The organism is Pseudomonas sp. N40(2020) (assembly GCF_014472415.1).
Taxonomy (GTDB): domain Bacteria; phylum Pseudomonadota; class Gammaproteobacteria; order Pseudomonadales; family Pseudomonadaceae; genus Aquipseudomonas.
The window spans coordinates 42,254-54,426 of sequence record NZ_JACSZV010000022.1 but is presented as its reverse complement, the minus strand read 5'-3'; the positions used below and the strand labels follow the sequence as shown (position 1 = coordinate 54,426).

Below are 12,173 nucleotides of genomic sequence, written 5' to 3'. Positions count from 1 at the left end.
GGGGGATGAAATAAGAGTAGGAGCGGCGCTCGTCCGCCGCTCTCTCTTGTTACGATTAATAAACTCCAATGATTCCGGGTCGCGCTAAATGGGTTCTAAGCTTGAACAATAAGTCGTTGAGTATTGACTCATTGAGGCGATAGAGTGCATTTACTTCTTTAGTGCGTATGGTCGGCAGTGGGATATTGGCACCAGCATTAAATACTAGTGAGCGAATCTTTCCATTGATTCTAAATGCTGGTGAAACCCAAAGAAATTCCGGTCTATTTTTTCTTGGTTTTAGATAGCGGTCTTCGATTTCCAAGCCGACAAAGTAGCTCATTGGAACCGATTTGTTCTGAGCATGATCACACGCCGCATGAGCTTGACAAATTATCCAGCGTGCTTCTGAAAGGTGTTCAGGCTTTAACAGCGAAAAAAGCTCAATTGCAGCTTGCTCTTGGCTCATACCAAATGTGTTTATAAAATCTTTTACGGTTAATATAGTGTTGAGGCTTGATATTGCGCCCCTGTCGGCCAAGGAAATTCCATGTGTCCTTGTAGAAAGGTTTATAAATTTATTGAAGTCTGCTTTCTGACCAGGAGTTAAGATACTCGCATAGTTTGACGCAGAATAGGCTTGCTCCCAAACAGATCGCTCTACTTCAGGGATCGATGGGTTTGAGATGTAGTCTGAGAGAATTGGGATTAGTGCTTGATTTAATGCGTGGTACCGGTCTATGTCTATGTTTGCCTTTCCCACTGCAGCATCCGCCAGCACCGCCATGACGGAAGCAGTGCCTAATCCATCAGGTGAAGTAAGTCTTAGAAGGTGTCCCAATGTTTGAGCCGCAGCGGACTGGACGTTACTTTCCCAGCTTAAAAGAGCTCTTATTTGAGGGTGTGAGCAAAGCAATGTCTCGACTTCTGAGATAAGTGCGTCCGGATTTTTTACTTTTCCATTCAGAAGATGCCCGGCTTTGTCTAAAGCTAGTACCTTGTAAGGACGCGCTAGGTGCTTTTCAAGGCGGGCTGATAAGTACTCTTGGAGCTCAGTGTCTGCACTAGTTCCTTCACTCTGTCCATACTTGGTCCAAAGAATTATTACATACGGGCCTTGAGGGGCGAGGGACTCAAGTATGGATAGGATTATACTGAAGTGAATGCTTAATGGAGCAGCAGAGTTTCCGTTTAGATGTAGGTCAAAAAAAATTACACGTGCATCTTTTATGTTGTGATTATGGCCGGTGGAGGAATACTGAATGGCTAGGCAAGAGTGGCCTTTTTCATTGAGCGCATTCACTAAGGCGTAGAGTTCGCTCTCGTCATCGTCAATGGCTACAATTCTCGGTGAAGGGAGCATTATTTAGCATCCTTGAAAATTAATGCGATAACAGCGCCGTCGAACTCTTTTGGCAAATCAACTTCTCCTTTTTCGGGAAATGCTAAAATCCCACCGTTAAGCTCCATGGCCAAATTTGCATAGTATAAGCCAAGCCCCATGCCAATAGGCTTTCTGGTGAAAAAAGGGCGGACTAGATTGTCTGGGTCATCTTGAAAGCCTGGTCCATTATCTGCAATTATTAATGCGGGCCCAAGTTCGAATTCGTTAGATATACCAAGATATATTTTTCGTTCTGCGGCTTTTGACTCTGGCCATCTAACTTGTAGCCAGTAGATAGAGTTGTCGATTAGATTGACTACGGCGTTTAGGACTAAGCCGAAAGCGAAAATGGATTTAAAGCCATCTTCTTCTTTTTCCAGGAATGGACAGTTTAATGTGGTTTCGTGAAATCGGAATCTAGGCTTTGTAAGATCCCTGGCTCGTGTGATAAGAGTTCGAGCGCTATGAGGTTTTTGATCGTCACGTTTTAATAGATTAGAGAAACCATCGAGCAGTTTGGTTAGGTCTCGGGCTTGATCTGCAGCGCTTTGCAAGTCTGCACCACTCTCAATGGCTTTGTGTAGCATTCTTACGCCACGTTCTACTTCATGAAAAACCACTGCTAAATTTAGACCAGACATGCCTGCTGAAAGCAGTGTTTCTTGCATTGTATGGTAATCATCTTCTAGCTTTTTTATGTAAGGTTCAAACTTGTCAATGACACCGTATTTTTTTAATGCTGAGCGTAGTTCTTCAATAGGTCTTTCGACGTTTGCAGCGATCGGGTCTTTGCTTTTATCCATTATTTTTCGAATGCGATCTTTGTCGATTTTACGTTCTGTTTCAACTGATGCAAGTAAGCCCAAAACAACTCGTTGAAGGTTAGTTAAGGCGGAGCTTTCCATGAAGCCTTCGCGGTTGGTTTTTTCAACTAATCCAGTAGAGTCTTTAAGAGATAGATGTATAGCGCCTATAATAAGGTTATTGCTTATTCCTTTTGTTGGCTTGTTTACGCGTCTTAGGTCAAGTCCTAGCCAGTCTTCTCCTGGCTCGCCATAGTTGTACACTCGTACGCCATCTCGATATATCCTTATGCCACCATTTTCATCCAGGTATTCGGTAAGGGTTTGAGTGTCAGCCATGAGTTTTAAAATTTCACGATCTCTGTCGTATATATAAAACTCTCCGCTTATCTCACCTATCCCACTTAATGTGTCGGCGTCTGTGATTTCATTTTTTTTTGTTGTTCCCTTGAGTGGCGGGATTAATAAAGGAACGTCGAGTCCATCGTTGTTTCTTCCTTCGATATTTATTCCAGGAGAAGGTTGGAATTTATAATTCCAAGTGAATGAGCCGTTAGGCTTTATTTTGAACGTAAATTTCCATGGTGCTCTTCTAAGAATTGCCTCCGGGTCAAGCAAGTCTTTAGTCCAGTCGGAGTGTCCGGGAACTAAGAGTTCAGCTCTGAAACCCTCTGGAGTTTCAAATGGGGAGCAAATTGACGTTATTTGTTTGTGTAGACGGCGAACGTCTCCACGTGTCCATTTTTTTGATCTAAGATCCGTTATCTCTATCTTGGTTCCAGTGGTATTTCCAGTAAATACGATAGGATGTCTAAGTTTTACGCGGATTGGGGCTTCATCGAGGAATGGTTTTTGGATTATTTCATTCCAGTTTATTTCAACTACGCACTCAAGTTCCCCGGCGGCCCTTGTGATAAGTGTTATATGATTTCCTAGTTTGTGAACGGCGAAACGCCCCAAACCTTTTTCTCCAAGAGGAAGCCGTTTGTGCTTCTCAGTACGTATTTCTAGTTTTCGCTGTTCTTGTCGATGGTTGTTTCCAGGGACTAACCAAATATCTTTGATTATTTGTGGAGACATTCCAATACCGTCGTCAGAGACCGTAATCTTTGGGTTTTCCTCATCTTTTAGATCGAGGGTTACAATCGATTCGTTCGCATCAGCATCATATGCATTTTTTACTAGCTCAAATACAGCAAGGCGCGGGCTGCCTATTAGCTCATCCCCCAAAAGCTGAAGGACTCTAGCGCGAGGGCGGAACGGCTGATTAAATTCCAGGTCTGAAGTGCTCACTTAGATCCTCTTCTAATAAAGTTGATGCGCTAGATAGTTTGTTTGCTAGTCATTTTTAGGCGGCTTTAATTTTAAGATTTATAGAGTCGCGAATTAATGACTCTACTATGGCTTTCATTACTGGAGAGCACACTGCATTCCCCATTAATTTAACTCTTTCTCTGCGTGTAACGTCAGGAAACTGGTATGAGTCGGGAAAACCCATTGCTTGGCGCAGTTCTTCGGGTTGCAACATTCTCATCATATGTCCTTGGTCTGTCGGTTGGACATAAGCAAAACGATCTACGGTTGTTACTGTTCGCAGAGGAGCATTTAGCGACTGCCAACCACCACTGCCATCAGTGCCGTAATAAACAATGAGAAAAGGCTCATTTGGCCCTAAAGCTGCGATCGCTCTATCTGCTCTAGCGAGAGTGTCCTTCGCCCGCCTTTGAATACGAAGTGGGGTCATTTTGTAACGATCAGTTTTATCTAAAATATCGAGTACTGTTTTTTGAGCTGAAACTATCGGTTTGATTTCGCTTGGCATTCCATTTAGGTCTGCGATCATAAAAAGACGTTTTCGTCGTTGAGGCACTCCATACAGCGAAGCGTCAATTACTTGTTCTCGAACCTTGTAGCCTAGAGCTTCGATTTCCTCTCGTAGTTCTCGGTATCTTGGCCATGGTTTCATATGAACTACGTTTTCAAGCGTTATCCATCTTGGTTTCATGGCAGCTGCAAAACGCACTACGTCGAATGCGGTATCTTTACTTTCATCAGATCTCGGCTTACTTCCTCTAGCGCAGGTGTGATGAGTGCATTCAGGTGAGGAAATTAGTAAGTCAATAGGTCCGGTTTTTTTCAACACGTCCTCTGGAGCAAGGGGACGAAGATCTTCATTAAACACGGTTGCGCATGGAAAATTAAGTTGGAAAGATTCAGCAGCAGGCTTCCAAAGATCAACGCCTCCAACGATTTTAACCCCGGCTTCGCGTGCTCCTAGGCTACTTCCCCCGGCGCCGCAAAACATGTCAAAAGCTCGGATTTCTTCCATTGCGTTTTCCTTGGGTGTGTAGATTTCCTTGAGCGGCTCAATTGGGTGTCCAGCCTTGGTCAAGGTGAAGCTTTAAAAAGCGGATTATAGAAACTGTAGGTTTAGATCTGAAATATACCTAAAAACTTTTCTCAAAAGACATCGGATGTCTATGCATTTTTCGATATCCGGCATTTTAGGATAAAAAAAGCCCTGAGCAAGTCAGGGCTTTCGTAATCCGGCTCGATTGAGCCCCAATATCAAAGGCGAGTGGCTATCAATCCCAGCTCAACGCCCCACCAGTCTGATACTCAATAACTCTCGTCTCAAAGAAATTCTTCTCTTTCTTCAAGTCCATAATCTCGCTCATCCAAGGGAACGGGTTAGTCGTCCCTGGGTACTCTTCTTTCAAACCGATCTGCGACAAACGACGGTTAGCGATGAACTTCAGGTAGTCCTCCATCATCGCCGCGTTCATGCCTAACACGCCGCGAGGCATGGTGTCGCGGGCGTATTCGATCTCCAGTTGCGTACCCTGCAGGATCATCTGGGTCGCTTCTTCCTTCATTTCGGCATCCCACAAGTGTGGGTTTTCGATTTTGATCTGGTTGATCACGTCGATGCCGAAGTTCAGGTGCATGGATTCGTCGCGCAGGATGTATTGGAACTGCTCGGCGACGCCGGTCATTTTGTTGCGGCGGCCCATGGAGAGGATTTGGGTGAAGCCGCAGTAGAAGAAGATGCCTTCCAGAACGCAGTAGTAGGCGATCAGGTTGCGCAGCAACTCTTTGTCGGTTTCGACGGTGCCGGTTTCGAACTTCGGATCGGAGATCGAGCGGGTGTATTTCAGGCCCCAGGTGGCTTTTTTCGCGACCGATGGGATCTCGTGGTACATGTTGAAGATCTCGCCTTCATCCATGGCCAGCGATTCGATGCAGTACTGGTAGGCGTGGGTGTGGATCGCCTCTTCGAACGCCTGGCGCAGGATGTACTGGCGGCATTCCGGGTTGGTGATCAGGCGGTAAACGGCCAGGACGAGGTTGTTGGCAACCAGGGAGTCGGCGGTGGAGAAGAAGCCGAGGTTGCGCATCACGATGCGGCGCTCGTCGTCGGTCAGGCCTTCCGGGTCTTTCCAGAGGGCGATGTCGGCGGTCATGTTGACTTCTTGCGGCATCCAGTGGTTTGCGCAACCGTCCAGATACTTCTGCCAGGCCCAGTCGTACTTGAATGGCACGAGTTGGTTGAGGTCGGCGCGGCAGTTGATCATGCGCTTTTCGTCAACGGCGACACGGGCGGAGGCGCCTTCGAGTTCGGCGAGGCCTTCGGCGACGTCGAGGGAGTTCAGTGCAGCCTTGGCGCGGGCCACGGCGGCCGAGTCAGCGGCGGTGACGGCGCGGGCTTCCAGCGCTGCGGCGCCGCCAGCGTTGTCGAGGCGGTCCATGTTGGCTTCAGTAGCGTGGCCGGCGTTGGCGCCTTTCACTGCTGCTACTTCACTGTCTTCTTTGTCGAATTCGTCCCAGCTCAGCATGACGTGTCGTCTCCTGCGTGAGGGCCTGTCGCCCCGTGTGAAACCTGATTGGTTGGTTTTTCACACGGTCGTACAGACCGCGTTGGATCTTAAGGAATCGTTTTTTGCAGCAGCTAAGGCAGGCAATAAAACAGAATTTCGTACGGGGTTCCGAGAGCCTCTGACGGGCGCAGCTCGCGTTGAACGCTGCTGCGGGGCTTCAGATTGGCTGTTCATCCCTGTAAGGGAATATTGCTGTCCCGATTAGGGCGGCATTATAGGGAAAAAAAACGGGCCGTGCTGAGGCGAATCCGCGCATGGAGCGGTCGGGGAGGGTGGTTTTTCAGTGAGAGCGTTGGTTTACAGGGCTTTGCCGGGGAAAGATTTTTTTTCGAAGAAATTTCGTATTTGTGGATTTGCTCAAAAAATAAACAAAAAATCGCGTTTTTCACTACATCTAGTGTTTTGCAAGCATTTTTGACGGCTCCAGACACAACTGAGCCCGACCGAAGTCGGGCTGGAATCGACCCTCATTGATGCGCTGAGAGATCCAATTCGGTGCAGTCTGAGCTCATCAATTGGTGCAACCGTTGCCCATGACGCTGTAACGCAGGATGTGACGCTGGCCTGTGGAGTCGTCGTATTCCATTTTCATCGGAACCACTTCGCAGACATTGGGCACTTCGCTCATGGAGACAACTTTGGCGATGTCCAGGTGGGTGGAGTAGGTGTACTCCTCAATAGCCGGTTGTTGCTGTGCGACATCAGTCGAGCCCTCGTTTGCCATGGCGGTTGCGCACAGACTGCTGAGGGCCAGAACCAATAAAGCTTTCATTTCAAATTTACCTTTTTGAGGTCGAGTGGGGGCACGCAACCTTTTTGGGGTTGCGTGTGGAACTTCAGTGCTTTGTTTCATTACTTGGAGAGCGGGATTAACGGCCTTCGTGGGGGCTGTAACGTTGTTAATCGCTTTGCCTTATCGGCGAGGTGAATTTTAGGGAGGTGGGGTGGGGGTAAACAGAGCGGGTTTTGATAAACACCTTTGGCAGATTTGGTAACAATCGCCGGAAGATCAAAAGATCGCAGCCTTCGGCAGCTCCTACAAGGGCCGTGGGGCGTGGGGTTGAGGGTTTTGGTCCGGTAACGCCACGACTTGTAGGGGCTTGTTACTACCATCGTCGAATGGTTCTATGGGGCCGCTCCGGCTACAACGGGGTCATACAAAAACAACTATTACACCGAGGTAGGAAAGATGAGTGCGGCTTCTCTGTATCCCGTTCGTCCCGAGGTTCTGGCTAATACGCTGACTGATGAGGCGACCTACAAAGCCATGTACCAGCAGTCGGTCGTCAACCCTGACGGCTTCTGGCGCGAGCAAGCCAAGCGTCTTGACTGGATCAAGCCTTTCACCACGGTGAAGCAGACTTCTTTCGATGATCACCATGTCGACATCAAGTGGTTCGCCGACGGCACCTTGAACGTTTCCTACAACTGCCTCGACCGTCATCTGGCCGAGCGCGGCGATCAAGTCGCGATCATCTGGGAAGGTGACGATCCTGCCGAGAGCCGTAACATCACCTATCGCGAACTGCACGAGCAAGTGTGCAAACTCGCCAACGCCCTGCGTGGTCAGGACGTACACCGCGGTGACGTGGTGACTATCTATATGCCGATGATTCCCGAAGCCGTGGTCGCCATGCTGGCCTGCACCCGGATCGGCGCGATTCACTCGGTGGTGTTCGGTGGTTTCTCGCCGGAAGCCCTGGCCGGTCGCATCATCGACTGCAAATCGAAAGTGGTGATTACCGCTGACGAAGGCATTCGTGCTGGCAAGAAGATTCCGCTCAAGGCCAACGTCGACGACGCGCTGACCAACCCGGAAACCAGCAGCATCCAGAAAGTCATCGTGTGCAAGCGCACCGGTGGCGACATCAAGTGGAACCAGCATCGCGACATCTGGTACGAAGACCTGATGAAAGTGGCGGGCACCGTGTGTGCGCCGAAAGAGATGGGCGCTGAAGAAGCGTTGTTCATCCTTTATACCTCCGGCTCCACCGGCAAGCCGAAGGGTGTGCAACACACCACCGGCGGGTATCTGCTGTATGCAGCGATGACTCACGAGCGCGTTTTCGATTACCGCCCGGGCGAAGTCTACTGGTGCACCGCCGACGTCGGCTGGGTCACCGGCCACAGTTACATCGTCTACGGCCCGCTGGCCAACGGCGCGACCACGTTGCTGTTCGAAGGCGTGCCGAACTATCCGGACATCACCCGGGTGGCGAAGATCGTCGACAAGCACAAGGTCAACATCCTCTACACCGCGCCGACTGCGATCCGCGCAATGATGGCGTCGGGGCAAGCGGCTGTTGAAGGCGCTGATGGCAGCAGCTTGCGTCTGCTCGGTTCGGTCGGTGAGCCGATCAACCCGGAAGCCTGGGACTGGTACTACAAGAATGTCGGCAAGTCCCGCTGCCCGATCGTTGATACCTGGTGGCAGACCGAGACCGGCGGCAACATGATGAGCCCGTTGCCGGGTGCCCATGCGCTGAAGCCGGGTTCGGCTGCACGGCCGTTCTTCGGTGTGGTGCCGGCGCTGGTCGACAACCTCGGTAACATTATTGAGGGCGAGGCTGAAGGCAATCTGGTGATTCTCGATTCGTGGCCGGGTCAGGCGCGCACGCTGTATGGCGACCATGACCGTTTCGTCGACACCTACTTCAAGACGTTCCGTGGCATGTATTTCACCGGTGACGGTGCGCGTCGTGATGCCGATGGCTACTACTGGATCACCGGGCGTGTGGATGACGTGCTTAACGTGTCTGGCCACCGCATGGGCACGGCCGAGATCGAAAGCGCGATGGTTGCTCACCCGAAAGTCGCCGAAGCAGCGGTCGTCGGTGTGCCGCATGACATCAAGGGACAGGGCATTTATGTCTATGTCACCTTGAAGAATGGCGAGGAGCCGAGCGAGCAGTTGCGTCTTGAGTTGAAAAACTGGGTGCGTAAAGAGATCGGGCCGATTGCTTCGCCGGACGTGATCCAGTGGGCGCCGGGGCTGCCGAAGACCCGTTCGGGCAAGATCATGCGCCGCATTCTGCGCAAGATCGCGACCGCTGAATATGATGGGTTGGGGGATATTTCGACCCTGGCGGATCCGGGTGTGGTGCAGCATTTGATTGATACGCACAAGACGATGAATGTTGCTTAAGCATTCGGTGTGATGCATAGAAAGCCTCGTCCGGTGATTGCCGGGCGGGGCTTTTTTGTGTCTGGAGGTTTTGGGGTGGCTTTGTGGGCCTCATCGCTGGCAAGCCAGCTCCCACAGGTTTTGAGGTGTGTTTGGGATTTCGGTTTCAACCGAGATCCCTGTGGGAGCTGGCTTGCCAGCGATAGCAATCTGTCAGACACCGATGTAGTCCACTGTGGGAAGCAAAACCCACCCAACCAATAATTATCGATTTCCTGCGTAAGACATTTCCCGATGTTACCCGTCGTCATTGCCGTAACCGAATGTGTAACCGCCCGCGCCAAACCGGGGCAAAGGGAAACGCATCGCCCCGTTTTAGCGCCTTTAAACACCTCGTGAAAAATAAGACACAACGCTGCGCTTGCCGGATTAGAAGGGTTTGCGAATAATAGGCCCGCAATTTGCAGCATAGATCGGTTAACAATCTTTCGCTCCTGCATGAATTTGCAGGGCTGTCAATGCGCTCAAGTCGCTTTCTCTGTGCATCTGTAATTAGTTGTCGCATTGAAGAAATATCGGCTTCGGGCCTGTCGTTAGAATGCCGATCACTCGCTCATCGTTGCTTACGTTGAAACCTCCGACGGTTTCAATAGGAAATTTCCCACCGATGCAGCAACCGATTTCCGATTCACCATTCGCATATTGGGCTGTTGCTCACTCTGCCGTTTTTGCCCTTTACCGATGGAGTCCCAAGATGAAGAAACTTGTGCTGCTTGGCGCCCTGGCACTGTCCGTGCTGTCGCTGAATTCCTTCGCTGATGAAAAACCTCTGAAGATCGGTATCGAAGCGGCTTACCCTCCGTTCGCATCGAAAGCGCCGGATGGCAGCATCGTTGGTTTCGATTACGACATCGGCAACGCGCTGTGCGAGCAGATGCAGGTCAAGTGTGTGTGGGTCGAGCAAGAGTTCGACGGTCTGATCCCGGCACTGAAAGTGCGCAAGATCGACGCGATCCTGTCGTCCATGTCGATCACTGAAGATCGCAAGAAGTCCGTGGACTTCACCAACAAGTACTACAACACCCCGGCTCGTCTGGTCATGAAGGCCGGTACTCAGGTCAGCGAAGGTCTGGCTGAGCTGAAGGGCAAGAACATCGGCGTGCAACGTGGTTCGATCCACGAGCGTTTCGCCCGCGAAGTCCTGGCCCCGCTGGGTGCCGAGATCAAGCCATACGGTTCGCAGAACGAAATCTACCTCGACGTGGCCGCCGGTCGCCTCGACGGCACCGTGGCTGACGCGACCTTGCTGCAAGACGGTTTCCTCAACACCGACGCTGGCAAAGGCTTTGCCTTCGCAGGCCCGGCGTTCACCGACGTCAAATACTTCGGCGACGGCGTAGGCATCGCAGTGCGCAAGGGCGACGCTGTGAAAGACAAGATCAGCGCTGCCATCGCGGCCATCCGCGAAAACGGCAAATACAAAGCTATCCAGGACAAGTACTTCGCCTTCGATATCTACGGCAAGTAAGACGTCTCTGCGACAAGTCCGAAATGGCGCAAGCAACAGAATCTCTGCGGTTTGCGCCATTTTTTCATCCCAACTTTCGAGGACCTGAATCATGTTGAAAGGCTACGGGGCTGTCATCCTCGATGGCGCATGGCTGACGCTTCAGCTCGCCTTGTCGTCCATGGCTCTGGCCATCGTTCTGGGGCTGATCGGTGTCGCGCTGCGCCTGTCGCCGGTGCGCTGGCTGGCATGGCTGGGCGATCTGTATTCCACGGTGATCCGTGGGATTCCCGATCTGGTGCTGATCCTGCTGATCTTCTACGGCGGTCAGGACTTGCTCAACCGCGTTGCACCGATGCTCGGCTATGACGACTACATCGACCTGAACCCGTTGGCCGCCGGTATCGGCACCCTGGGTTTCATCTTCGGTGCGTACCTGTCGGAAACCTTCCGGGGCGCGTTCATGGCCATTCCGAAAGGTCAGGCCGAAGCGGGCATGGCGTACGGCATGAGCAGTTTTCAGGTGTTCTTCCGGGTGATGGTGCCGCAGATGATTCGTCTGGCGATTCCCGGCTTCACCAACAACTGGCTGGTACTGACCAAGGCCACTGCGCTGATTTCCGTGGTCGGTCTGCAAGACATGATGTTCAAGGCCAAGCAGGCAGCAGACGCCACTCGCGAGCCTTTTACCTTCTTCCTCGCAGTGGCGGCGATGTACCTGGTGATCACCAGCGTTTCGTTGCTGATCCTGCGTCAACTTGAGAAGCGCTACTCGGTAGGCGTAAGGGCGGCTGATCTATGATCTTCGACTACAACGTCATTTGGGAGGCTCTGCCGCTGTACCTCGGCGGCCTGGTGACTACCCTCAAATTGCTCGCGCTGTCGCTGTTTTTTGGTCTGCTGGCGGCACTGCCGCTGGGCCTGATGCGCGTTTCGAAGAACCCGATCGTCAACGGCGCCGCGTGGTTGTACACCTACGTGATTCGCGGCACGCCGATGCTGGTTCAGCTGTTTTTGATCTACTACGGTCTGGCGCAGTTCGAAGCGGTACGTGAGAGCTTCCTCTGGCCATGGCTGTCCAGCGCCACGTTCTGTGCGTGCCTGGCCTTCGCGGTCAACACCAGCGCCTACACCGCGGAAATCATCGCCGGCAGCCTCAAGGCTACGCCGAACGGTGAGATCGAAGCGGCCAAGGCCATGGGCATGTCGCGCTTCAAACTGTACAAGCGCATCTTGCTGCCGTCGGCCCTGCGCCGGGCGCTGCCGCAGTACAGCAACGAAGTGATCATGATGCTGCAGACCACCAGTCTGGCGTCCATCGTGACCTTGATCGACATCACCGGCGCGGCCCGTACCGTCAACGCGCAGTACTACCTGCCGTTCGAGGCGTACATCACCGCTGGCGTGTTCTATCTGTGCCTGACCTTCATTCTGGTCAAGCTGTTCAAGCTGGCCGAGCGTCGCTGGTTGAGCTACCTCGCTCCGCGGAAGCACTGAT

9 protein-coding genes are annotated in these 12,173 nt (G+C 51.8%); 4 read left to right on the top strand and 5 right to left on the bottom strand.

Annotation, left to right across the window (positions count from 1 at the left end; genetic code table 11):
• Positions 1–55: 55 nt before the first annotated feature.
• The 5 genes from IAI51_RS15715 to IAI51_RS15695 form a co-directional block, all read right to left on the bottom strand.
• Complete coding sequence (locus tag IAI51_RS15715; RefSeq protein WP_187679293.1) at positions 56–1,342, bottom strand: hypothetical protein; 1,287 nt, start codon at positions 1,340–1,342, stop codon at positions 56–58.
• Positions 1,342–3,459, bottom strand: a complete 2,118-nt coding sequence (locus IAI51_RS15710) for an ATP-binding protein (RefSeq protein ID WP_187679292.1) — start codon at positions 3,457–3,459, stop codon at positions 1,342–1,344. The genes IAI51_RS15715 and IAI51_RS15710 overlap by 1 nt, the downstream gene beginning before the upstream one ends.
• A gap of 55 nt (positions 3,460–3,514) precedes the next feature.
• Positions 3,515–4,495, bottom strand: coding sequence for a DNA cytosine methyltransferase (locus IAI51_RS15705; protein WP_187679291.1), 981 nt, complete (start codon positions 4,493–4,495; stop codon positions 3,515–3,517).
• 256 nt (positions 4,496–4,751) lie between these two features.
• Positions 4,752–6,002, bottom strand: coding sequence for a ribonucleotide-diphosphate reductase subunit beta (locus IAI51_RS15700; RefSeq protein ID WP_187679290.1), 1,251 nt, complete (start codon positions 6,000–6,002; stop codon positions 4,752–4,754).
• A gap of 553 nt (positions 6,003–6,555) precedes the next feature.
• Positions 6,556–6,816 carry a DUF2790 domain-containing protein gene (locus IAI51_RS15695; protein ID WP_187679289.1) on the bottom strand — a complete coding sequence of 87 codons (261 nt, stop codon included), beginning with the start codon at positions 6,814–6,816 and terminating at the stop codon, positions 6,556–6,558.
• Between the two features lie 417 nt (positions 6,817–7,233).
• Here IAI51_RS15695 and acs point away from each other — a divergent pair, with 417 nt between their 5' ends.
• From acs to IAI51_RS15675, 4 genes are all read left to right on the top strand, one after another.
• Positions 7,234–9,189 carry an acetate--CoA ligase gene (gene acs / locus IAI51_RS15690; RefSeq protein WP_187679288.1) on the top strand — a complete coding sequence of 652 codons (1,956 nt, stop codon included), beginning with the start codon at positions 7,234–7,236 and terminating at the stop codon, positions 9,187–9,189.
• A 733-nt stretch (positions 9,190–9,922) separates the two neighbouring features.
• Positions 9,923–10,696 carry an ABC transporter substrate-binding protein gene (locus IAI51_RS15685; RefSeq protein ID WP_187679287.1) on the top strand — a complete coding sequence of 258 codons (774 nt, stop codon included), beginning with the start codon at positions 9,923–9,925 and terminating at the stop codon, positions 10,694–10,696.
• Between the two features lie 91 nt (positions 10,697–10,787).
• Entirely contained in the window at positions 10,788–11,477 is a 690-nt protein-coding gene (locus IAI51_RS15680; RefSeq protein ID WP_007912702.1) for an ABC transporter permease, read from the top strand.
• Positions 11,474–12,172, top strand: coding sequence for an ABC transporter permease (locus IAI51_RS15675; protein ID WP_187679286.1), 699 nt, complete (start codon positions 11,474–11,476; stop codon positions 12,170–12,172). Before IAI51_RS15680 ends, IAI51_RS15675 begins: the two co-directional genes overlap by 4 nt.
• Position 12,173 lies beyond the last annotated feature (1 nt).

Excerpts from the sequence above, each read along its gene's own strand:
- IAI51_RS15715 (WP_187679293.1), bottom strand. The coding sequence starts at position 1,342 with ATGCTCCCTTCACCGAGAATTGTAGCCATTGACGATGACGAGAGCGAA.
- IAI51_RS15705 (WP_187679291.1), bottom strand. The coding sequence starts at position 4,495 with ATGGAAGAAATCCGAGCTTTTGACATGTTTTGCGGCGCCGGGGGAAGT.
- IAI51_RS15700 (WP_187679290.1), bottom strand. The coding sequence starts at position 6,002 with ATGCTGAGCTGGGACGAATTCGACAAAGAAGACAGTGAAGTAGCAGCA.
- IAI51_RS15695 (WP_187679289.1), bottom strand. The coding sequence starts at position 6,816 with ATGAAAGCTTTATTGGTTCTGGCCCTCAGCAGTCTGTGCGCAACCGCC.
- acs (WP_187679288.1), top strand. The coding sequence starts at position 7,234 with ATGAGTGCGGCTTCTCTGTATCCCGTTCGTCCCGAGGTTCTGGCTAAT.
- IAI51_RS15685 (WP_187679287.1), top strand. The coding sequence starts at position 9,923 with ATGAAGAAACTTGTGCTGCTTGGCGCCCTGGCACTGTCCGTGCTGTCG.
- IAI51_RS15680 (WP_007912702.1), top strand. The coding sequence starts at position 10,788 with ATGTTGAAAGGCTACGGGGCTGTCATCCTCGATGGCGCATGGCTGACG.
- IAI51_RS15675 (WP_187679286.1), top strand. The coding sequence starts at position 11,474 with ATGATCTTCGACTACAACGTCATTTGGGAGGCTCTGCCGCTGTACCTC.